The 18,454-nt window shown below is 39.1% G+C and carries 23 protein-coding genes; 8 read left to right on the forward strand and 15 right to left on the reverse strand.

Going from position 1 to position 18,454, the window contains the following annotated elements:
• Positions 1–87: 87 nt before the first annotated feature.
• The 10 genes from AC3CH7_RS04285 to AC3CH7_RS04330 all read right to left on the reverse strand — a co-directional run bounded on the left by AC3CH7_RS04285 (position 88) and on the right by AC3CH7_RS04330 (position 8,733).
• Positions 88–1,536 carry a spore germination protein gene (locus AC3CH7_RS04285; RefSeq protein WP_012293411.1) on the reverse strand — a complete coding sequence of 483 codons (1,449 nt, stop codon included), beginning with the start codon at positions 1,534–1,536 and terminating at the stop codon, positions 88–90.
• 15 nt (positions 1,537–1,551) lie between these two features.
• The gene (sigF, locus tag AC3CH7_RS04290; protein WP_206700923.1) at positions 1,552–2,295 is read right to left on the reverse strand and encodes an RNA polymerase sporulation sigma factor SigF; all 744 of its coding nucleotides are present in this window, start codon (positions 2,293–2,295) and stop codon (positions 1,552–1,554) included.
• Positions 2,296–2,353: 58 nt separating this feature from the next.
• Complete coding sequence (gene spoIIAB, locus AC3CH7_RS04295; RefSeq protein WP_031419108.1) at positions 2,354–2,794, reverse strand: anti-sigma F factor; 441 nt, start codon at positions 2,792–2,794, stop codon at positions 2,354–2,356.
• Positions 2,787–3,140, reverse strand: a complete 354-nt coding sequence (gene spoIIAA / locus AC3CH7_RS04300) for an anti-sigma F factor antagonist (RefSeq protein ID WP_025114066.1) — start codon at positions 3,138–3,140, stop codon at positions 2,787–2,789. Before spoIIAA ends, spoIIAB begins: the two co-directional genes overlap by 8 nt.
• 272 nt (positions 3,141–3,412) lie before the next feature.
• Entirely contained in the window at positions 3,413–4,663 is a 1,251-nt protein-coding gene (locus AC3CH7_RS04305; RefSeq protein ID WP_012293408.1) for a thymidine phosphorylase, read from the reverse strand.
• A gap of 12 nt (positions 4,664–4,675) precedes the next feature.
• On the reverse strand, positions 4,676–5,857 hold the full coding sequence (gene deoB / locus AC3CH7_RS04310) for a phosphopentomutase (RefSeq protein WP_031419107.1): 1,182 nt from the start codon (positions 5,855–5,857) through the stop codon (positions 4,676–4,678).
• Positions 5,858–5,949: 92 nt separating this feature from the next.
• Positions 5,950–6,852, reverse strand: coding sequence for a site-specific tyrosine recombinase XerD (xerD, locus tag AC3CH7_RS04315; RefSeq protein WP_036215027.1), 903 nt, complete (start codon positions 6,850–6,852; stop codon positions 5,950–5,952).
• A 171-nt stretch (positions 6,853–7,023) separates the two neighbouring features.
• The gene (gene fur, locus AC3CH7_RS04320; protein WP_008174639.1) at positions 7,024–7,488 is read right to left on the reverse strand and encodes a ferric iron uptake transcriptional regulator; all 465 of its coding nucleotides are present in this window, start codon (positions 7,486–7,488) and stop codon (positions 7,024–7,026) included.
• A gap of 122 nt (positions 7,489–7,610) precedes the next feature.
• Positions 7,611–8,123 (reverse strand): hypothetical protein, encoded by a 513-nt coding sequence (locus AC3CH7_RS04325; RefSeq protein WP_031419104.1) that lies wholly within the window; start codon positions 8,121–8,123, stop codon positions 7,611–7,613.
• A 58-nt stretch (positions 8,124–8,181) separates the two neighbouring features.
• On the reverse strand, positions 8,182–8,733 hold the full coding sequence (locus AC3CH7_RS04330) for an NUDIX domain-containing protein (RefSeq protein WP_031419103.1): 552 nt from the start codon (positions 8,731–8,733) through the stop codon (positions 8,182–8,184).
• Between the two features lie 75 nt (positions 8,734–8,808).
• Between AC3CH7_RS04330 and AC3CH7_RS04335 the strand changes: the two genes are divergently transcribed.
• Both AC3CH7_RS04335 and AC3CH7_RS04340 read left to right on the forward strand, forming a co-directional pair.
• Entirely contained in the window at positions 8,809–9,708 is a 900-nt protein-coding gene (locus AC3CH7_RS04335) for an aldo/keto reductase (protein ID WP_031419102.1), read from the forward strand.
• Positions 9,705–10,184, forward strand: a complete 480-nt coding sequence (locus AC3CH7_RS04340; RefSeq protein WP_031419101.1) for a VanZ family protein — start codon at positions 9,705–9,707, stop codon at positions 10,182–10,184. The genes AC3CH7_RS04335 and AC3CH7_RS04340 overlap by 4 nt, the downstream gene beginning before the upstream one ends.
• 175 nt (positions 10,185–10,359) lie before the next feature.
• On the opposite strand, the gene AC3CH7_RS04345 is transcribed toward AC3CH7_RS04340, so the two are convergent.
• Positions 10,360–10,626, reverse strand: a complete 267-nt coding sequence (locus tag AC3CH7_RS04345) for a YqkE family protein (RefSeq protein WP_031419099.1) — start codon at positions 10,624–10,626, stop codon at positions 10,360–10,362.
• A gap of 22 nt (positions 10,627–10,648) precedes the next feature.
• Positions 10,649–11,833 carry an acetyl-CoA C-acetyltransferase gene (locus tag AC3CH7_RS04350; protein ID WP_155273152.1) on the reverse strand — a complete coding sequence of 395 codons (1,185 nt, stop codon included), beginning with the start codon at positions 11,831–11,833 and terminating at the stop codon, positions 10,649–10,651.
• 206 nt (positions 11,834–12,039) lie between these two features.
• Between AC3CH7_RS04350 and AC3CH7_RS04355 the strand changes: the two genes are divergently transcribed.
• Positions 12,040–13,011, forward strand: coding sequence for an alpha/beta hydrolase (locus tag AC3CH7_RS04355; protein ID WP_036167529.1), 972 nt, complete (start codon positions 12,040–12,042; stop codon positions 13,009–13,011).
• Positions 13,012–13,059: 48 nt separating this feature from the next.
• On the opposite strand, the gene AC3CH7_RS04360 is transcribed toward AC3CH7_RS04355, so the two are convergent.
• The 3 genes from AC3CH7_RS04360 to sirA form a co-directional block, all read right to left on the reverse strand.
• Positions 13,060–13,563: an S-ribosylhomocysteine lyase gene (locus AC3CH7_RS04360; RefSeq protein ID WP_051563191.1), complete on the reverse strand. Its 504-nt coding sequence runs from the start codon at positions 13,561–13,563 to the stop codon at positions 13,060–13,062.
• 110 nt (positions 13,564–13,673) lie between these two features.
• Positions 13,674–13,892, reverse strand: a complete 219-nt coding sequence (locus AC3CH7_RS04365; RefSeq protein WP_004232154.1) for a YneF family protein — start codon at positions 13,890–13,892, stop codon at positions 13,674–13,676.
• 99 nt (positions 13,893–13,991) lie between these two features.
• The gene (sirA, locus tag AC3CH7_RS04370; RefSeq protein WP_025114054.1) at positions 13,992–14,417 is read right to left on the reverse strand and encodes a sporulation inhibitor of replication protein SirA; all 426 of its coding nucleotides are present in this window, start codon (positions 14,415–14,417) and stop codon (positions 13,992–13,994) included.
• Between the two features lie 342 nt (positions 14,418–14,759).
• Here sirA and AC3CH7_RS04375 point away from each other — a divergent pair, with 342 nt between their 5' ends.
• The 5 genes from AC3CH7_RS04375 (at position 14,760) to AC3CH7_RS04395 (ending at position 18,210) form a co-directional block, all read left to right on the forward strand.
• The gene (locus tag AC3CH7_RS04375) at positions 14,760–15,116 is read left to right on the forward strand and encodes a lmo0954 family membrane protein (protein ID WP_012293395.1); all 357 of its coding nucleotides are present in this window, start codon (positions 14,760–14,762) and stop codon (positions 15,114–15,116) included.
• 15 nt (positions 15,117–15,131) lie between these two features.
• A complete protein-coding gene (locus AC3CH7_RS04380; RefSeq protein ID WP_012293394.1) occupies positions 15,132–15,770 on the forward strand; it encodes a PspA/IM30 family protein in 639 nt (212 codons plus the stop codon).
• A gap of 103 nt (positions 15,771–15,873) precedes the next feature.
• Entirely contained in the window at positions 15,874–16,566 is a 693-nt protein-coding gene (gene liaF / locus AC3CH7_RS04385) for a cell wall-active antibiotics response protein LiaF (RefSeq protein WP_235616136.1), read from the forward strand.
• Positions 16,563–17,603 carry a sensor histidine kinase gene (locus tag AC3CH7_RS04390; protein ID WP_012293392.1) on the forward strand — a complete coding sequence of 347 codons (1,041 nt, stop codon included), beginning with the start codon at positions 16,563–16,565 and terminating at the stop codon, positions 17,601–17,603. The genes liaF and AC3CH7_RS04390 overlap by 4 nt, the downstream gene beginning before the upstream one ends.
• The gene (locus tag AC3CH7_RS04395) at positions 17,578–18,210 is read left to right on the forward strand and encodes a response regulator transcription factor (protein ID WP_031419087.1); all 633 of its coding nucleotides are present in this window, start codon (positions 17,578–17,580) and stop codon (positions 18,208–18,210) included. The genes AC3CH7_RS04390 and AC3CH7_RS04395 overlap by 26 nt, the downstream gene beginning before the upstream one ends.
• Positions 18,211–18,454 lie beyond the last annotated feature (244 nt).

Genomic DNA, 18,454 nt, shown 5'->3' on the forward strand with positions numbered 1-18,454 from the left:
CTTTTGCTGAATGAAAATAATTTTTGCAAAAATCACAAAATACTATATGTGAACTTTATCACATGAAAAAATCGAGTGCAACGGCTCCTATGATCTTTTTCGCTGTTTGGAAGCAACTACATAAGGTCTTAATGCATCTGCCGTCATTGGGAAACGAATAAGAACACGTAGCATCGCCATTGGGAAGAATGGGACAAGCGGCCAAAAATATGGTGCCTGCATTGGTCGTAATGAACATAAATACGTAAACACTAAGAATATGCCAATGAATAAACCATTAACGCCCCAAATACCTACCATAATCAATAAGAACAGCCTAAATATTTTTATGGAGATACTTAGCTCATAGGACGGGATAATAAAAATGAGAATAGCTGCAACCGCTGTATAGAGTACAACCTCTGCTGAGAATAGTCCCACATCGATCGCGATTTGACCAATAATTACCCCCGCAACCAAGCCCATCGCAGTAGACAGCGGTGTTGGGGTATGAATGGCGGCCATCCTCAAAAATTCAATACCAATATCTGCAATAAGTATTTGCAGTAATAAGGGTACATGCGATTTCTCCTGGGTCCCTAAAAAAGAAAGAGCCTCTGGCAGCAATGATTCATTTGTTGCAAATACATACCACAAAGGTAATAAAAGTAAACCCATAATAGCGCCGAAATACCGCATAAAACGTACAAATGTTCCAACTAATGGCGCCTGTCTATATTCCTCCGCATGCTGCAGTAAATGGAAAATTGTAATTGGCACAAGAATAACAGATGGTGAAGTATCTACCATTATGGCGATATGCCCTTCCAGTAAATGCGCCGCAGCAATATCTGGCCTTTCCGTGTAACGAACAAACGGAACTGGATGGAATTTTTGCTTAAACAGCCATTCTTCTAATGATTTATCAGCCATTGTTAAACCATCGTGGTTAATCTGGTCAAGGCGCTGTCGTAATTTTTCGAGCATATCTTCATTGGCAATATCCTTCATATACGCTATTGCGACGTCGGTTTGGCCGATTTTGGATATTTTATGTAGCTCGAAACGTAAATTACTATTGCGAATACGCCTACGAATTAAAGCCGTATTTTGAGATATTCCTTCTGTAAAACCATCCCTTGAGCCACGTATTACCTTTTCATTGTCGGGCTCCTCAGGGGAACGTCCTGGATAGTTTCTGAGCTCGGCAATGTAGCAATAGCCACTTTTAGTAATAAAGGTCACTTGCCCGCTTAAAATGGCTAATAAATAAGCTTTACGCTCGGTTTCCTCTGAACGTCCGTGAAAGTTAAAATAGGACTCAAAATACTCCTTCTCATCCTCCACATCGATGTCATAGTCCTCATCAGGGAGCATGTTTGAAAGTAATTGTGTTAGGGCTTCGCCATCCACAAGGCCACTAATATAGGCGCAAAGAACCGGCAAATCTTTGACAAATAAATGCTTAATCCCAACGTCAAATGATTCGCCGTCACCAAATTGCTCCTTAAGAAAATCTTCGGCTTCTTCTAAGCTGCTAAATAATTTATTTGTCATGCTGTCACCATTTTCTTAGATGTCTTTTTTTATTACTTCTTGCTCCACAGTTGCACTTGTAGCCATCCAGCTTTTTAATTGAGCTAGAATTTTTTTCTCCAAACGGGATACTTGCACCTGTGATATGCCTAGCCTATTTGCAATTTCAGTTTGCGTGCAATCTGAAAAATACCGTAAATAAATGATAGACTGTTCTCTCGGTTCAAGCCTTGTAAGCACTTCTTTAAGGGGGATATAATCAAATGGTTGCTCGGATTTTTCATCCTTCATTTGATCCATCAATGTGATGGAATCTCCTTCACTTTCATACAATTGCTCATGTAGAGAGGCTGGATCTCTCAATGCATCTGATGCTGTCACAATTTCCTCGGTTGTCACACCAAGTACTTGAGCCAGCTCCTGAATCGTTGGCGGATGTTCATTCCTTTTAATAAATTCGTCTGTAGCATGTCGGATTTTAAAGTTCAGCTCCCTAATAGAGCGACTCACCTTCACCATGCCATCATCCCTTAAAAAGCGTTGAATCTCACCAATAATCATAGGTACTGCATAGGTTGAAAATTTAACATCATACGATAAATCGAACTTATCTACTGATTTCATGAGTCCTATGCAGCCTATCTGGAATAAATCCTCGAGCTCAACACCTCTCGTTGTAAAACGTTGAACAATGGACCATACAAGCCTCGTATTGCCTTCTACCATTCGTTTACGAGCCTCATGATCGCCCTGCTGTGCGCGTGCTATTAAATCACGCATTTCCTCCTGAGACAAAAGCTTTTCGGACGACTGTTCTAACGGCTTCACGATGATACCCTCACATTACCGCTGTCCGAACTGTGTAAAATTTCTTCGTAAATGTTACAGTTGTTCCTTCTCGCCACTTGGACATGACTGTTAGCTGATCAGAAAAACTGTCCATAATCGTAAAGCCCATACCTGAGCGCTCCATTACACTTTTTGTTGTAAATAACGGCTCCATTGCTTGACTCACATCTTCAATTCCTATCCCTTTATCCATTACAGACACCGTTACAACGTCATCTTCACGTTTAGCATGAACAGTGACAACACCCTTGCCATCCTCTTCATAGCCATGAATAATGGCATTGGAAACTGCTTCTGAGACAACTGTTTTAAATTCAGACAGCTCATCAATAGTTGGGTCTAATTGAGCAATAAAGCCTGTGACCGCAACACGGGCTAAGGCTTCATTTTCACTAAGTGCTAAAAAAGTTAATGTCATTTCGTTATCCATTTACAATCCCCCTTACGCGATCAATCGCTTGTTCCTCTGTTGCATCCATCATCCAAGGCCCTAAACCTGAAAATTGAAAAACTTTTCGCATGGTTGGCGATGGATTCAATAAAATAGTTCGCCCAGCAACTGCCTCTAACTCACGCATACGACCAAGCACTAAACCTACTCCCGAACTATCCATAAAAGATAGCCCTTCTAAGTTCCAAATGATGGTCGTCACAGTGCCTTGGAAAATTGCTGCAGAAATTTTCGCTCGAATTTGCTCTACTGCATGATGATCGAGCTCCCCAAATAAACGTATAACGACTGTCTCTCTTGTGACCATTTCTAATTGAAAATGCATGAACATCGCCTCCTCCTCGTGCAATTCCACATTTAATACGCTGAATCCTTGCGGTTGACAGAACTAGTGCAAAGTCTTCTGAAATAGTGTCAAATCGACATACTTATAGCTTTTTAGGTTTACGTGCAGTATGGGATAAGTGAACGTGTTTTAAACAAGCGGCAGTTATCTCAATATGAAATTTATACGAAATGTAAACATTTCATAGGTTTAATGGTGGAACAACAAAAAAACGAGAACCCTCGTCTGTGAGAGCTCTCGCAAAAGAAATTTTATACAATTGTATAAGCTTGCTGTATTTTAAGAATTGTATCTTGATTGATTTGGTTATTGGCATATAAATAAGCAATAATATCCCCATTTTTTACACGATCGCCTTTTTTAGCTACCAGTTGAATGCCTGCATCGTAATCAAGCGTGGATTCCTTTGTTAAACGTCCAGCACCTAGACTAACACTAGCTTCACCAACTAAAAGGGCATTAATCGTTTCCACAGTACCTTCCGTCACTGCCGCAACTGAAACTTTATGGGCCGTTTCATTTTGTACAATATCTGATACGTCCCCACCTTGTGCAACAATAAACTCCTCAAATTTCGCAGCCGCAGAACCATCTGCTAGTACGCGCTTAACTGCGGCAGTTGCTTCTGCTTCATCAACACCTGCGGCAACTTGATACATTAAAGAAGCAATGACTACACATTCATCTAGTAAATCCTCATGTGTTTCTTCCATACGACCACTTAATAATGCATAGGCTTCTAATACCTCAAGCTTATTACCAATCATTTTACCAAGAGGATTATCCATATCACTAATATGGGCAACGACTCTGCGTCCAAGTTTTTCCCCAATCGCTGTCATTGTATCAGCTAATCGCTGTGCTTCTTCTTGCGTTTTCATAAACGCACCTGAACCACATTTAACATCTAGCACAATACCATCTGCACCACTAGCGATTTTTTTGCTCATAATAGATGCAGCAATTAATGGGATCGAATCCACCGTGCCTGTCACATCTCTTAATGCATACAACTTTTTGTCGGCTGGTACAAGATTACCTGTTTGCCCAGCAACTGCAATTTTATGTCGATTGACATTATCAATGAATTCTTGTGAGGAAAGCTCTGTTTTGAAGCCTTGGATGGACTCTAACTTATCGATTGTACCACCTGTAATGCCTAGACCTTTACCACTAAACTTAGCTACCGGAATTCCTAGAGATGCAATTATAGGTGTGACTACAAGTGTGACTTTATCACCAACGCCACCTGTTGAGTGTTTATCAATTTTAAAACCCTCAATAGACGTTAAATCAATGACATCCCCTGATTCAATCATTGCTTTTGTTAAATAAAACGTTTCATCATCAGACATTCCTAGAAGTCGAATCGCCATTAAGAGTGAGCTTGCTTGATAATCAGGAATGGAACCTGCCGTATAGCCATCAACAAAATACTGAATGTCAGCTTGTGAGAGCTCTAATCCTTGTTTTTTCTTTTCAAACAATTGCACCATATTCATTCGAAAAACCCCCTATTTCAATTCTTGTAAGAAACTTTTACCAAATGCTGGTGCTTCTACTTGGAAGTTCTCAGCCACTGTAGCTGCAATATCTGCAAAAGTTTCACGAAGCTCTAGTTCAGCACCACCATTAAAACGTGGAGAATAGACAATTAACGGTACATACTCGCGTGTATGATCTGTACCGTGGAAGGTTGGATCATTTCCGTGGTCTGCTGTAATAATTAATAAGTCATCCTCTGACATTGCACTCGTAACTTCTGTCAGTCGCGCGTCGAATTCTTCCAATGCCTGTCCGTAGCCTAGTGGATCACGACGGTGTCCAAAATTAGCATCAAAGTCTACTAAGTTTAGGAAGCTCATTCCATGGAAATCACGGCGGACAACTTCAGCAAATTTGTCCATTCCATCCGTATTATTTTTAGTACGTACAGCATCTGTGACACCTTCACCATTGAAAATATCAGAGATTTTACCAATTGCAATTACATCTAAACCCGCGTCCTTTAAGACATTCATCGTTGTACGACCAAATGGCTTCAGCGCATAGTCATGTCGATTTGAAGTACGGGAGAAGTCCCCTGGCGTACCTATAAATGGACGTGCGATTACACGACCGACTAAATACTCGGGCTGTAATGTTAATTCACGCGCAATTTCACAGATTTTATATAATTCCTCTAATGGTATAATTTCCTCGTGTGCAGCAATTTGTAATACCGGATCAGCTGATGTATAGACAATAATTGCTCCAGTTTCCATATGCTCTTTACCGAAATCTTCTATAACCTGCGTACCACTCGCTGGTTGATTGCAGAGTACTTTACGACCCGTACGTTTTTCTAGCTCAGCAATCAACTCTGCAGGAAATCCATCAGGATACACCTTAAAGGGCTTATCAATATTTAACCCCATAATTTCCCAATGCCCTGTCATCGTATCTTTCCCAACAGAAGCTTCTTGCATTTTCCCATAGTATGCTTTCGGCTCGTTTGTCGCTTGCATTCCTTGCAGCGGCTCAATATTTGCCAAACCCATTGACTCCATTACTGGCATTGTAAGCCCATTCATTTTTTCAGCGATGTGTCCTAATGTATGTGCTCCTACATCGCCAAAATTTGCAGCATCTGGCGCTTCACCAATACCTACAGAGTCCATTACAACGACATGGATTTTGTTAAACGGTTTATTCATCATTATTGCCTCCAATCTCATGACTCTATTTTACCAAAAAAATGCGAAAAATAAAGGTCAGACATCCGACCGAAAAAAATTTTCTGAAATTTTTAAGCACGTGGATGAAATTGCTTATATACTTCCGATAATCTTGTTTTACTAATATGTGTATAAATTTGCGTTGTTGAAATATCTGCATGACCTAGCATCTCTTGTACAGCACGTAAATCAGCCCCATTTTCGACTAAATGAGTAGCAAAAGAGTGACGCAATGTATGTGGTGTTAACTCATGTTGGATGCCTGCCTTTAAAGCATGCTCCTTCATTAATTTCCAACAACCTTGTCTTGTTAAACGTTTCCCTCTTTGATTAATAAAAAACGCATCAGTTTTTGGATATTTTCCCTGTAATTGACCACGAGCATTATTTAAATAGGTACTTATGGCTGATAAAGCACTTTTGCCAAGTGGAATGATTCTTTCTTTTCCACCCTTCCCAAATACGCGAACAAATCCCATTGTTAAATGAATGTCTGCTAAATCTAAGGCTATAAGCTCACTGATTCGCATACCCGAACCATATAATAGTTCCAGCATCGCTAAATCACGGATACCTTGTGGCTTACTTCTATTCGGCGCAGTCAATAAGGCTTCGATTTCCTCTATAGATAAAATATTCGGTAATTTTTGCTCAATTGTTGGCATTTCTAAATGGACCGTTGGATCTGATTCAGCACGCTTTTCTCGTAGTAAAAATTGGTGAAAACTACGAATAGATGAAATATGGCGAGCAATCGTACGGCTTGTCTTCCCCTGTACGCGTAGTTGCTCTAAATGTCGTAGTATGGTCGTTCTTTCTATATGGTTAAAATTAGCCATACCCTCTGCATTTTGTAAAAAATTTACATAGCTTTCTAAATCTCGGCGATAGGATGCTAATGTATTAACAGATAATTGCCGTTCCACTTGGATAAAATGGATATAATCCTCTACTGCGTATTGAAATTCATTCATCACAACGCCCCCTCACTGTCAATTATTTTCTATTTTAGCATGGCTATTAGAAATGTGCTAAAGCCCCCTCCATTCGACATAAACCAACGATAATAAGGATGATTATTTCATAAAAAAACAAAAAACTGCCCGATTTAATCTATACTAGAGATTAAAACAGACAGCTTTTCGTTAATTTTCTTCATTCGATTCGTCGTTTTTATCATGACAGCGCCAGCATATGCCGTGGAAAGTTAGTCGGTGATCCTTTATGATAAAGTTCCAACGCTTTTCAACAACGGCTTCCACATCTTCAAGTAAATCTTCTTGAATTTCATCAACAGCTCCACATTCAATGCAAACTAGATGATGGTGGAAATGGGCAGCTCCCTCTTGGCGTAGGTCATAGCGCGACACGCCATCGCCAAAGTTGATTTTGTCGACAATTTTGAGCTCAGTTAATAATTCTAACGTTCTATAAACAGTCGCTAGACCAATCTCTGGTGCTTTTTCTTTTACTAAAAGATATACATCCTCAGCACTTAGGTGGTCTTCTTCGTGCTCAAGCAAGACAGCAACTGTTGCTTCTCGCTGCGGCGTCAGCTTGTAACTAGCACTATGCAACTGTTTTTTTATACGATCAATTCGGCTCTCCATGTGACGCCCCCCTAAACTCTTTCCATTATACCAAAGGAGTAAATCCTATTACAAGATAGTGAATAGATTTCTAACACGCTTTTACTTTTTTATCTGATCACAATCTCTGTCTATTAAATCCATCATTTTAACACATATGAAACAACAATAAACTCAGCAACTATTATGATGAAAAATGCGATAAAATTCAACAAAATTGTCCGACCAGATACTTGTTTCCCGATTTTTCGCTTTGACCAAGCGGGTACAAGTAAATTGCATAGGACTAGCAACAATATACAATAGATAAGCTGAAATGGAAACCACCAAATCGTATAAAGCCAAAAAGCTTCAAGTTTTTGTAATAAAAATACAGAACTAAAGCCAAAAAAAGTTGCACGCATGGCTACAGTTACACGTACTAAAATTTTTAACACACTGTGAGTTGCTAGTATTAATACAAGACCTATGGAAATGGCAACAGGAAGCACTAAATGAAAAATCGAATGCCTGTCCCCATCAGCTAAACGAGGTTCTATAAATAAAATAAACGGTTCCGCTTTCGATCCACCAAAAATATGAAAGAAAATAACGCCACAAACAAAGCTAACTGCAATGATGGAAGCGTGATAAAATATAGACACCGTACGAGACATAAACATGCTCCTTTTCTATCAAGGTTTGTACAGCTTATGCTCGTCCGTCTCTATTATGCTAAAGATTATTTTCTAAATAGGTAGCAAGCCAAAGTACAGCAAATGCAGTTTTAGCATCAAAAATACGTCGATCCCCCACCATTGATTGTGCTTCTTCCAACGAAACTTCTAAAAGTTCGACAAACTCATCCTCATCTAACGCTGCTTTATTGTCGATGATATACAAATCCTTCGCTACATATAGATGAATGATCTCGTCTGCAAACCCCGGTGACGTTGCAAATGTTTGTAAGTATGTAAGGCTATGCGCGCCGTAGCCTGTCTCTTCCTCTAATTCACGGCGAGCTGTCATCGCTGGTTCTTCACCAGGTTCAAGTTTCCCCGCTGGAATTTCAACAATAGAACGTTCAAGTGCCTTTCGATATTGCTCCACTAACACTAATTTACCCTCATACGTCACAGCAATTACCGCAACCGCTCCAGGATGCTTGATAATTTCACGCTTTGCAACCTGACCATTTGGTAATATGACATCATCAACCTGTAGCTTTACAATTTTTCCGTCATAGATGGGTGTCGTTTTTGTCGTTTTTTCCTCAAACTTTTTCATAGACGATAACCTCGCTTGTCCTTCAGATATGTTCATTGTACCATTACAAGTAGAGAAATCGAAGGAGGTCGTTTCATGAAAAAGAGGCAGCTAGGCACTAGTGAAATATTCATTTCAGAAATTAGTTTAGGAGGCATGTCACTTTCCACAGATAAAAAGCAAGCAGCAACTATTGTCGATATGGCATTAGATGCGGGCATAAATTATTTTGACACTGCCGATTTATATGATTTTGGTACGAATGAGGAGATCCTAGGTGCGGCATTAGGGAAACGTCGTCAAGAGATTATCCTTGCCACAAAAGTAGGTAATCGCTGGACTGAAGGTGCAGAAGGCTGGCAATGGGATGCTTCGCCATCCTATATAAGACAAGCTGTTCATGCTAGTTTGAAACGATTAGGAACGGACTACATTGATGTTTATCAGTTACACGGTGGTACAATCGGAGATGATTGGGATGGGATTATCGACACTTTTGAGCGCTTGAAAAAAGAAGGACTTATTCGAGAATATGGCATTTCTTCGATTCGTCCAAACGTTTTGCAACGTTTTTTACCTGCAAGTTCAGCTAAAAGCGTCATGATGCAATATAGTGCTTTAGATCGCCGCCCCGAGGAGTGGTTTGACTTTATTGCGAACCAAGGCGCTTCTGTTGTAACACGTGGCACAGTGGCTAAGGGCTTATTAACAAATAGCTGGCAGCAACGTCTTCAGGGAGTAAAAGGTTTTAACAACTATTCTTCAGAAGAGTTAACAACAACGTTAACAAGTTTAGCTTCACAATATAATAATTTACATGCACTGGCACTGGCTTTTAATTTAAAAGAGTCTGCAATCGCTTCTACAGTAATTGGAGCAAGCTCACAGGAGCAACTAGCACAGACCCTCTCTGCCTATGAAAGCATGACTGCTATAACCGACTTGGAAGCAGCAAACACTTTAACAAAAAATGAACAATATGTAGAACATCGATGAAAAAGTGGTTGATTTTTATCATCTGTCTAGTTGTGCTAATTATTTCCTCTAGTATGACTTACGAACAACAAAGTATTTTACCAGAGCTTAAAAAATTATTAGCAGATAAACCTTTTGAAAAACAACTATCCTTTTTAAAAATCCCTTATTGGGACACAGTCGTATCAGTTGAAGAACGTGGTTATTTTCCATTTGTCGAATTTTTAATTCGTAAACTAACACATTTTATCGGATTTGGCTGCATTGCGCTTGGGTTATACTTTGCTTGGGGTAAACACCGTTTCGCAGCAACTATTGCTATTGCTGGAACAGCATTTATTGCTATACTTGATGAATTTCGTCAAAGCTTTACACCAGGTCGTACAATGAGCGGCCAAGATGTGCTTGTTGATACAGCTGGAGCTATTATTTTTGTTAGTGCTGTTGCTGTGTTCAGGAAATTGTTGAAAAATAAAAGACAAAAGGCACTATATTAGCCTTTTGTCTTTTATATAAATCAATAAAGGAATCTTCAATAATCAAAAACTCAGTTTCTTGATACAAGGTAGCCCCTGCTTTTTCTAAAATTTGAGGGGAAGCAAAATGATTTGTTGCTTTTCTACTTACAATTAAAAACAGTGAATCCACAAGTGTGAATTCACTGTTTTCTTGTTAATATTTAGTGCCTTTATCGCCATACTCATTTAGTAATTCTTCAAATGATTTATTTTTTTCTCGCTGCTTACGTTCAAAAGCTAGTTTAGCTTGGCGTTCCTCTTCTGCAGCCTGTTCTTTCATGGATAAATCTTGCTTTGCCGCCTTTAATTTAGCTAGCACATCGCCACCTAGTTGGTCTGCCAATGTGACTGCCTCCTGCTTTGGCAAGCTTGCTGTCATGCTATTGCTTGTCTGTTGCTGTTGTTTTCGTTTCTTTCCCATTTCATTCACCTTCTTATTGACATCAAGGACGCTTCACTACTGTGGCTACGCCTTGACCACCTCCGATACATAAAGTGGCTAAGCCCATTTTTGCATCACGCTTTTCCATCTCATGTAAGAGTGTGACCAAAATACGAGCTCCACTTGCACCAATTGGGTGACCAAGAGCAATCGCGCCCCCGTTTACATTTAGTTTATCATGATTAAAGCGTAATTCACGATCAACAGCAATCGATTGTGCGGCAAAAGCTTCATTTGCTTCAATCACATCGATTTCTTCTAAAGTTGTTGCTGCCTTAGCCAGTGCTTTTTGGACTGCTTTAACTGGACCAGTTCCCATAATTGCAGGATCTACTCCCGCACTTGCATTGGCTGTAATAATCGCCATCGGCTGAATACCAAGCTCTTGCGCCTTTTTCTTAGACATCACAACAATTGCCGCAGCTCCATCGTTAATACCTGAAGCATTAGCCGCTGTTACGGAACCATCTTTTTTAAATGCTGGGCGTAGCTTACCTAGAGATTCCTCTGTCACGCCTGCACGCGGAAATTCATCCTTGTCGAATACAATAGGCTCTCCCCTACGCTGTGGAATCTCGACAGCGACGATTTCATTTTCAAATTTACCAGCTGCAATTGCTGCCTCTGCACGTTGCTGAGAACGTGCTGCAAAAGCATCCTGTTCTTCTCTCGAAATTTCATACATATCACATAAATTTTCAGCTGTAATGCCCATATGATAATCATTAAATGCACACCATAGACCATCATGAATCATAGTATCCACAACCTTTTGATCGCCCATTCGGAAGCCTTCACGCGCATTTTTTAAAACATAAGGGGCTTGGCTCATATTTTCAAAGCCTCCAGCCACGATAATTTCAGCATCACCAGCTAAAATAGCTTGCGTCGCTAAATGCACAGCCTTTAAACCTGATCCGCAAACTTTATTAATTGTTAGTGCTGACACCTCATTTGGCAAACCAGCTTTTATCGCTGCCTGACGAGCTGGATTTTGTCCAAGACCAGCCGATAACACATTCCCCATAATGACCTCATCGACTTGTTCCCCAGCTACTCCTGCACGTGCTAAAGCGTCCTTAATAACAATACTACCTAGAGTTACAGCTGGTACGTCTTTTAATGTCCCCTGAAATGAGCCTATAGCTGTTCGAACAGCACTCACGATTACTACCTCATTTATCATGTCCATTCTCCCCTTTTCCCCGTTCAAAAATCAACACTGCTGCATATGCTACTAGCAGATATGTATATTTTAACAAATATTTTGACGATTTTCGATAATAGAAATAATCGCAGTTTTGCCAAAGTTATTGTAAAATGTTGACGTGTTTTAAACAATCTCAGTTGGGAACATTACAAATAAGAAATAGCATGTGGAGGTGTTTTATCATGAAAAAGAAGATGCTTTTATTCTCTGGTATTACAACAACGCTTGCCGCTGCAGCTACTGGTCTGTTCGGCTTCGCGCTTTCCAATAAATTAATGTATATTCAACAAAAAGATCCAGAATTTATTCGTGAACGAGAAACGACTGCCAAACGTTTTGATGAGGCTTGGTACAATAAAAACTTGAAATGCGAACTTAATATTGATTCTCCAAATGGCTACACAATTAGAGGAATTATGTTTCAGCCGTTACAAACCAATAACACCATCATCATATGTCACGGCGTTACAGAAAATAAAATAAACTCCGTCAAATACGCTCGGCTATTTGAAAGGCTAGGCTATAATTCAGTTATCTTTGACCATCGGCGTCATGGCGAATCTGGTGGCAAAACAACTAGCTATGGTCACTATGAAAAAAATGATCTTGATGCTGTAGTTAATACAGTAAAAGCCATGATCGGTGAGGATGCAATACTAGGTATTCATGGGGAATCTATGGGTGCAGCAACAATGTTACTTTATGCAGGTACGGTGGAAGATGGTGCTGATTTTTATATTTCAGATTGTGCATTCTCCGATTTTTCCATGTTGCTCAAGCAAATAGCCAAAACAGAATTTAAATATGGCTCTATTATTCCCATCCGTTTTGCCGATTTCTTTGTCCGCCTCCGGGACGGCTACTCATTTAAAAGTGTAACACCTGCCGAAGCCGTCACACATATTGAAAAACCTGTGCTCTTTATCCATAGTATTCCAGATACGTTTATTCCAGCTTCCATGTCACTCGATCTCTACAATAAAAAAACCGGTCCAAAAAAATTAAAACTTTTTGATACGGGGGCACATGCACAATCCTTTAATGAAAATATGGATGAATATGAGGATTTAATTCATGATTTTTTAGACAATTTTATTTATCAAAAAATCAATCGGGATTCTTCTTCTTCGAATGTCATTCCATTCCATTTTTAGGGCAATGAAAAACCTTGCGTTATTTTACTCGCAAGGTTTTTATTTTATTTAATCTTCAAAAATAATATGCCATTCATCACGTTTCGCTAAAAACTCTTTCGCTAATGCTTTGGCCCCTTCTAAACTATGGCTAGCAGCCCAGCCACATTGCACTTCATTGCATGCAGGCACTGCGGTTGCCTTTGTCACATCTGTAAATGTGTTCTCTAAAATAGCTAATAAATCCTCATAATCATTATGATTGATCAAGGACACATAGAAGCCTGTTTGACAACCCATTGGACTGAAATCAACAATATGATCAGAGTAATTACGGATAATGTCAGCAGATAAATGCTCCAAAGAATGCAATGCAGGCATTTCCATATGCTCCTTATTTGGCTGTTTAAAGCGAATATCGTATTTATAAACCTCATCGCCATTTTTGCCCGTTTTCACACCTGCTAAACGAACATAAGGTGCCTTTACTTTTGTATGATCTAGATCAAAACTTTCTACATTTGTTTTTTCTTTTTGCAATATACACAACTCCCTTCCGTATAGTAACTCCATTATACATAGTTTCCCGATAGAGTTGTATGATTTTTAAGAATTATTTAAATACTATTAAAAATAAAAAAACAACTAGTTAAGCTTGAACTAGTTGCTCGGAACATTCCAAATTACTTCTGGAATTTATTCATTTGTGCCATCATTTGACGTACTTGCTTTTCAGACGGCGTACGACCCATTTGTGCCATCATCATACGAATCATTTGCTCATTAATAGGTGGGTTTTCTTTTAAATATTTCATCATAGCTTGACGAGCGAAATAGAAACCAAGTGCCGCTCCCGCTGCTAATGCGATAATTACGATAATAATCCAGCCCCATGTAGGCATACAACCAACCTCCTCCACTACAATATACCGAGAAAAAACTCTCCACGCTCCATTATACACCAAATGATAGCATGTTACTATATATTGTAGTGAAATTTCCTAGTGCATTGTATACTTCATAGGTTTCAACCACCCACATTCATTATCTTGTTTATTGAAAGCTATAAATCGTTCACTCATCTTGGCAAGCATTTGAAATAAATCTAAATCTAGCATTCGTGAGCCTTCACAATAAACACAAATCTTACGATCGACTAAATAAATAGCCATTTTGCCTTTTATCGGATGTTCTAAAAACAAAGCATTACGAGCTCTTTCTAAATGTGCATATTTGGAATCAAGTTGATGCTCTAACATTGCTGCTATTTCATCAAAACGAACGGATTCACATATATACGCAAGCTCTTTTAAGGATTTCTCATTGGCGTCTTCACAGCCTTGCATCATCTCTAATAACTTTCGTTCTCTGCCAAAAATAAACGTTAAATGCTCTTCTTTTATCTTATATATGGAATAGGTTCTCACCAGAAATCCTCCTTCGCTCAGTTTATTTTCCATAAGTATAGCTCATCCCATCTTGTTAATTTGTCAAACGGAGGAAGCTTTCATCTTCTATTTTTGTCGAAAAGCTTCTAGTTTAGGATCTAAAAATTATTTTGTGGCAGATGATAATTTGCTCTAAAAATGAACGGCTATTTTTCCTAAAAAACAAGCAATATCTACTCATTGAGTACGCCAAAAATCCACTTTTGTTGCAGCTTAGATAGTTCTCAGCCTCAAGACCTAGTAGAAAATCAATTTCGAGTCCGTTTTAGACAATCTTGATAATAGGTAACATAAAGGTACAAACGAAAGGAGCTAAAACAAATGAGAAAATTTCTTTTATTAACTGGAGGCGTTATCGCAGCATGTGTTGCACTTGCCTTAATCGGACCATTGGCAGGCTTATTATTCTCCGGACTATTTGTAGCACTAGGGATGCATTTCTACATGGCAAGCAAGTCAAATTTCGGTAAAATCTTTTGGTTTGCGGTTGGTTTAATCGGTATTCTATCAGCAGTATCTAATATTCCTGCAATGATTGGTCTTGCAGCAATCGCTATTGTCTATGTCATTTATAAAAAATGGAATGGCGAAGAAGTAAAAATCCCAACAATTGAAGGTAAAAAAGAAGAAGATCCATTTACAAACTTCGAAAAAGAATGGTCAAATTTAACAAAATAAAAGGAGAGAATAAATATGAATTTATTTCAACGTTTTAGATATACAGTAGAAGCAGACTTACATCAGTTATTTGATAAGAAGGAACAAAAAAATCCAATTGCTATGTTAAATCAGTACATCCGAGAAGCTGAAAAACAAACAGAAGAAACAGGTAAATTATTAGAACGTCAAGGACAATTAAAAGAAAAGCTTGAGCAAGAATATCAACAAAATGCAGATTTACTTGCTAAACGTGAATCTCAACTGACATTAGCGAAAACTAGTGGCGAGCAAGATTTAATTGATTTTGCAATGGATGAAGTGACAGCTTACACTGCCCGTAATCATACGTTACAAGCGAGTATCGAAGCAAGTACACGTGAATATTTCGAGCTAGAGCGTAAATTCGAAACAATGAAACATAAAATTAAAGACATGAAAGTTCGTCAATTACAGTTAATGGGCAAAGAAAACGTCACGCGTGCCCATCATCAAATGGACGGTATGATTGCCAAAAACAATAAAACAAATTTTGAAGATTTGGAAGCTTATATTGATAAATTAGCTTATCAAATTGACAAAGATCATGAAGTTACAACATTTGAAGCAAGATTGGCACAATTAGAAAAAAAAGCTGCAGAGGAAAGCTCTCCACTGCTAATTGAAAATAAATAACATGTTATAATGGAAGTAATGCGCCCTCGCTAGCCGGCGCATTCTTTCACGTTTTAAAACAGAGGGTCCCATTCCCTCTTTTATACTATTAGTAGAAAGAAGGGTGACCCTCTTGCAGAATTTCACTACAAATAAGCTCACATTTTGGGTACTATGCTTCTTTTTACTCGTTTTTGTGGAGCTTACTATTTTTAATAATGGTGGCGCCTTTTGTTTATTGATTGGGGCCGTACTGCTTTATTTAAGCTTTTCTAAAAAAGTTCGCTTTTTTAAATGGACCGGCATATTCTTCATCGCGATTGCATTATTCACAATGTGGAGCCTCCGTCTATTCATTGTCATAATGCTCTTATATATGCTTTATCAATACTTACAACGAGAAAATGAACCAAAAATAGTCGGTGCAGAGCTTTTTGAAAAACTATCTACTTCGAAAAACGACTTAATTGGCACCATCCAAGCACCAACAGAGGCATACAAATGGCAAGATGTGCAGATTCAACGTTTAGCAGGGGATATTACAGTGGATACGACTCAAACGATTTTGCCTGCTGGCACAAGTCTAATTACGATTCGTCAAGGTATCGGTAAAGTACAAATCTATGTCCCATATGAAATACCTTTTCGTATACACTATACTACCCTATTCGGTGAGCTTACTTGCTTACATGTGGGCCCACAACGTATTTTAAATGAAAGTGTTAGCTTTTCTGATGGAAATCCAGAGGATGCAAAACGCATATTAATTATTCATGTTGCAACATGGCTTGGAGATTTGGAGGTGCTGCGTAAATGATTGCCTTTATCTCAAGATTATTTACCTTATTTTTCATTTTAATGAGCGCTACATTCGGATTGCTTGTTGCCGTATGGGGAAATCCTGATGAAAAAGCTTGGGAACCTTTATGGCGACAAAATTATAATAATTTTCCTCTTGGCGGAATTATTGTAGTCAGCCTATTTGCTCTAAGCTTCCTCTTTGCCAGTTGGATTAGTATGACTGCTCGTGCCCGAGAGGCTCAAGCAACAAAAATTGTCAAACAGTTAATTGAGCCTGATTTTGTACTTTCTAAAAAGCAAGCCCTTCCGAAACCATTAAAAAAAGCACTTATTCAAACAAGTGAATTAATAGATACACAGCGTAAAAGCCTACAGCGCTTATCCAATGAACGTGCAGAAGCTCATGACAAAATTATTCAGGAACGCATCGTTGCTGAACGTCAACGTCTGGCTAGAGAATTACATGATTCTGTGTCGCAGCAATTGTTTGCGGCCTCCATGTTGCTTTCTGCTTTAACTGAAAGTGACGAAAATGCGACTAGTTTAAAGCAAGTGGAAAAAATAGTACAACAAGCACAGCTCGAAATGCGTGCGTTACTGTTACACTTACGCCCTGTTGCACTCCGCAATAAAACGCTTGCGCAAGGCTTAGAGGAATTAATTATTGAGCTTCAGCAAAAGGTTTACTTTCATATTGAATATGAGCTAGAAGAAATGGCATTAACGAAAGCAGAAGAAGATCACTTATTCCGCATTGCCCAGGAAGCCCTCTCTAATACACTTCGACATGCCAAAGCAAGTGAGGTTGAATTGTTGCTTGTTGCACGAGATGACTTAGCCATTTTACGCATTCAAGATAATGGTTTGGGCTTTGATGTAGAAGCCGATAAATCCACTTCTTACGGCTTGCAAAATATTGCTGAACGTGCAGTTGAAATAGGCTGCACATACAAAATTGTGTCAGTCCCTGAAGAAGGAACGATTGTCGAAGTAAAAATTCCACTACATAAGGAGGAGGTCAATAGTAATGATACAAGTACTCATAGTGGATGATCATGAAATGGTGCGTATAGGCGTTTCAGCTTACTTATCCGCACAGCCTGATATTACAGTTGTTGGTGAGGCTGAAAACGGGCAAGAAGCAGTTGAGCGTGCTCTTGCCTTAAAGCCTGATATTATTTTAATGGATAATGTTATGCCCATTATGACTGGTGCTGAGGCAACAGCAGAAATTTTAGCGGCATGGCCTGAGGCAAAAATCATGATGGTGACTAGCTTTTTAGATGATGACAAAGTCTACCCTGCATTAGAGGCAGGAGCAGTAAGTTATATTTTAAAAACATCTAATGCTAAACAAATTGCGGAAGCCATTCGTAAAACAATGGGTGGCGAAACGGTTTTAGAGCCAGAAGTCACATCTAAAATGATGCACCGTATGCGCAACGGCAATAATACACCTCTTTACGAGCAACTTACTGACCGTGAAATGGAAGTCCTATTATTAATGGCACAGGGCAAAGCCAATCAGGAAATCGCCGATGAGCTATACATTGCTTTAAAAACTGTGAAAACACATGTTAGCAATATTCTAGCAAAGCTAGAAGTGCAGGATCGTACACAGGCTGTTGTCTATGCATTTCAAAATGGGCTTGCCAAATAATTCCTACATAAAAAAACTGCATAACCATATGCAGTTCAGACTGTAGACAAACTCAATGAAATAAAGTAAAGCCGTTGATTTCCACTACGGGCGGACGCTTTCCGCGGGCGGGGTCGAGCTGCTTCCCTCGCTTCGCTCAGTCCAGGATCTCGTCTTTCCCGCTTTTCCCGCTGGAGTCACCGCCCTTCGTTCCCATCAACTTCTACATAAAGTGCCCCATCTATATAGGATGTTGAAAAGTAAA

This window comes from Lysinibacillus sp. F12, assembly GCF_057773605.1.

Coding starts and splice junctions, on each gene's coding strand:
- AC3CH7_RS04395 (WP_031419087.1), top strand. CDS start 17,578: ATGATACAAGTACTCATAGTGGATGATCATGAAATGGTGCGTATAGGC.
- AC3CH7_RS04330 (WP_031419103.1), bottom strand. CDS start 8,733: ATGAAAAAGTTTGAGGAAAAAACGACAAAAACGACACCCATCTATGAC.
- AC3CH7_RS04325 (WP_031419104.1), bottom strand. CDS start 8,123: ATGTCTCGTACGGTGTCTATATTTTATCACGCTTCCATCATTGCAGTT.
- xerD (WP_036215027.1), bottom strand. CDS start 6,852: ATGAATGAATTTCAATACGCAGTAGAGGATTATATCCATTTTATCCAA.
- AC3CH7_RS04355 (WP_036167529.1), top strand. CDS start 12,040: ATGAAAAAGAAGATGCTTTTATTCTCTGGTATTACAACAACGCTTGCC.
- AC3CH7_RS04285 (WP_012293411.1), bottom strand. CDS start 1,536: ATGACAAATAAATTATTTAGCAGCTTAGAAGAAGCCGAAGATTTTCTT.
- AC3CH7_RS04335 (WP_031419102.1), top strand. CDS start 8,809: ATGAAAAAGAGGCAGCTAGGCACTAGTGAAATATTCATTTCAGAAATT.
- AC3CH7_RS04305 (WP_012293408.1), bottom strand. CDS start 4,663: ATGAATATGGTGCAATTGTTTGAAAAGAAAAAACAAGGATTAGAGCTC.
- AC3CH7_RS04340 (WP_031419101.1), top strand. CDS start 9,705: ATGAAAAAGTGGTTGATTTTTATCATCTGTCTAGTTGTGCTAATTATT.
- AC3CH7_RS04365 (WP_004232154.1), bottom strand. CDS start 13,892: ATGCCTACATGGGGCTGGATTATTATCGTAATTATCGCATTAGCAGCG.
- spoIIAB (WP_031419108.1), bottom strand. CDS start 2,794: ATGGATAACGAAATGACATTAACTTTTTTAGCACTTAGTGAAAATGAA.
- sigF (WP_206700923.1), bottom strand. CDS start 2,295: ATGCGTGATTTAATAGCACGCGCACAGCAGGGCGATCATGAGGCTCGT.
- AC3CH7_RS04380 (WP_012293394.1), top strand. CDS start 15,132: ATGAATTTATTTCAACGTTTTAGATATACAGTAGAAGCAGACTTACAT.
- AC3CH7_RS04390 (WP_012293392.1), top strand. CDS start 16,563: ATGATTGCCTTTATCTCAAGATTATTTACCTTATTTTTCATTTTAATG.
- AC3CH7_RS04375 (WP_012293395.1), top strand. CDS start 14,760: ATGAGAAAATTTCTTTTATTAACTGGAGGCGTTATCGCAGCATGTGTT.
- deoB (WP_031419107.1), bottom strand. CDS start 5,857: ATGAATAAACCGTTTAACAAAATCCATGTCGTTGTAATGGACTCTGTA.
- AC3CH7_RS04350 (WP_155273152.1), bottom strand. CDS start 11,833: ATGATAAATGAGGTAGTAATCGTGAGTGCTGTTCGAACAGCTATAGGC.
- fur (WP_008174639.1), bottom strand. CDS start 7,488: ATGGAGAGCCGAATTGATCGTATAAAAAAACAGTTGCATAGTGCTAGT.
- AC3CH7_RS04360 (WP_051563191.1), bottom strand. CDS start 13,563: ATGGAGTTACTATACGGAAGGGAGTTGTGTATATTGCAAAAAGAAAAA.
- AC3CH7_RS04345 (WP_031419099.1), bottom strand. CDS start 10,626: ATGGGAAAGAAACGAAAACAACAGCAACAGACAAGCAATAGCATGACA.
- spoIIAA (WP_025114066.1), bottom strand. CDS start 3,140: ATGCATTTTCAATTAGAAATGGTCACAAGAGAGACAGTCGTTATACGT.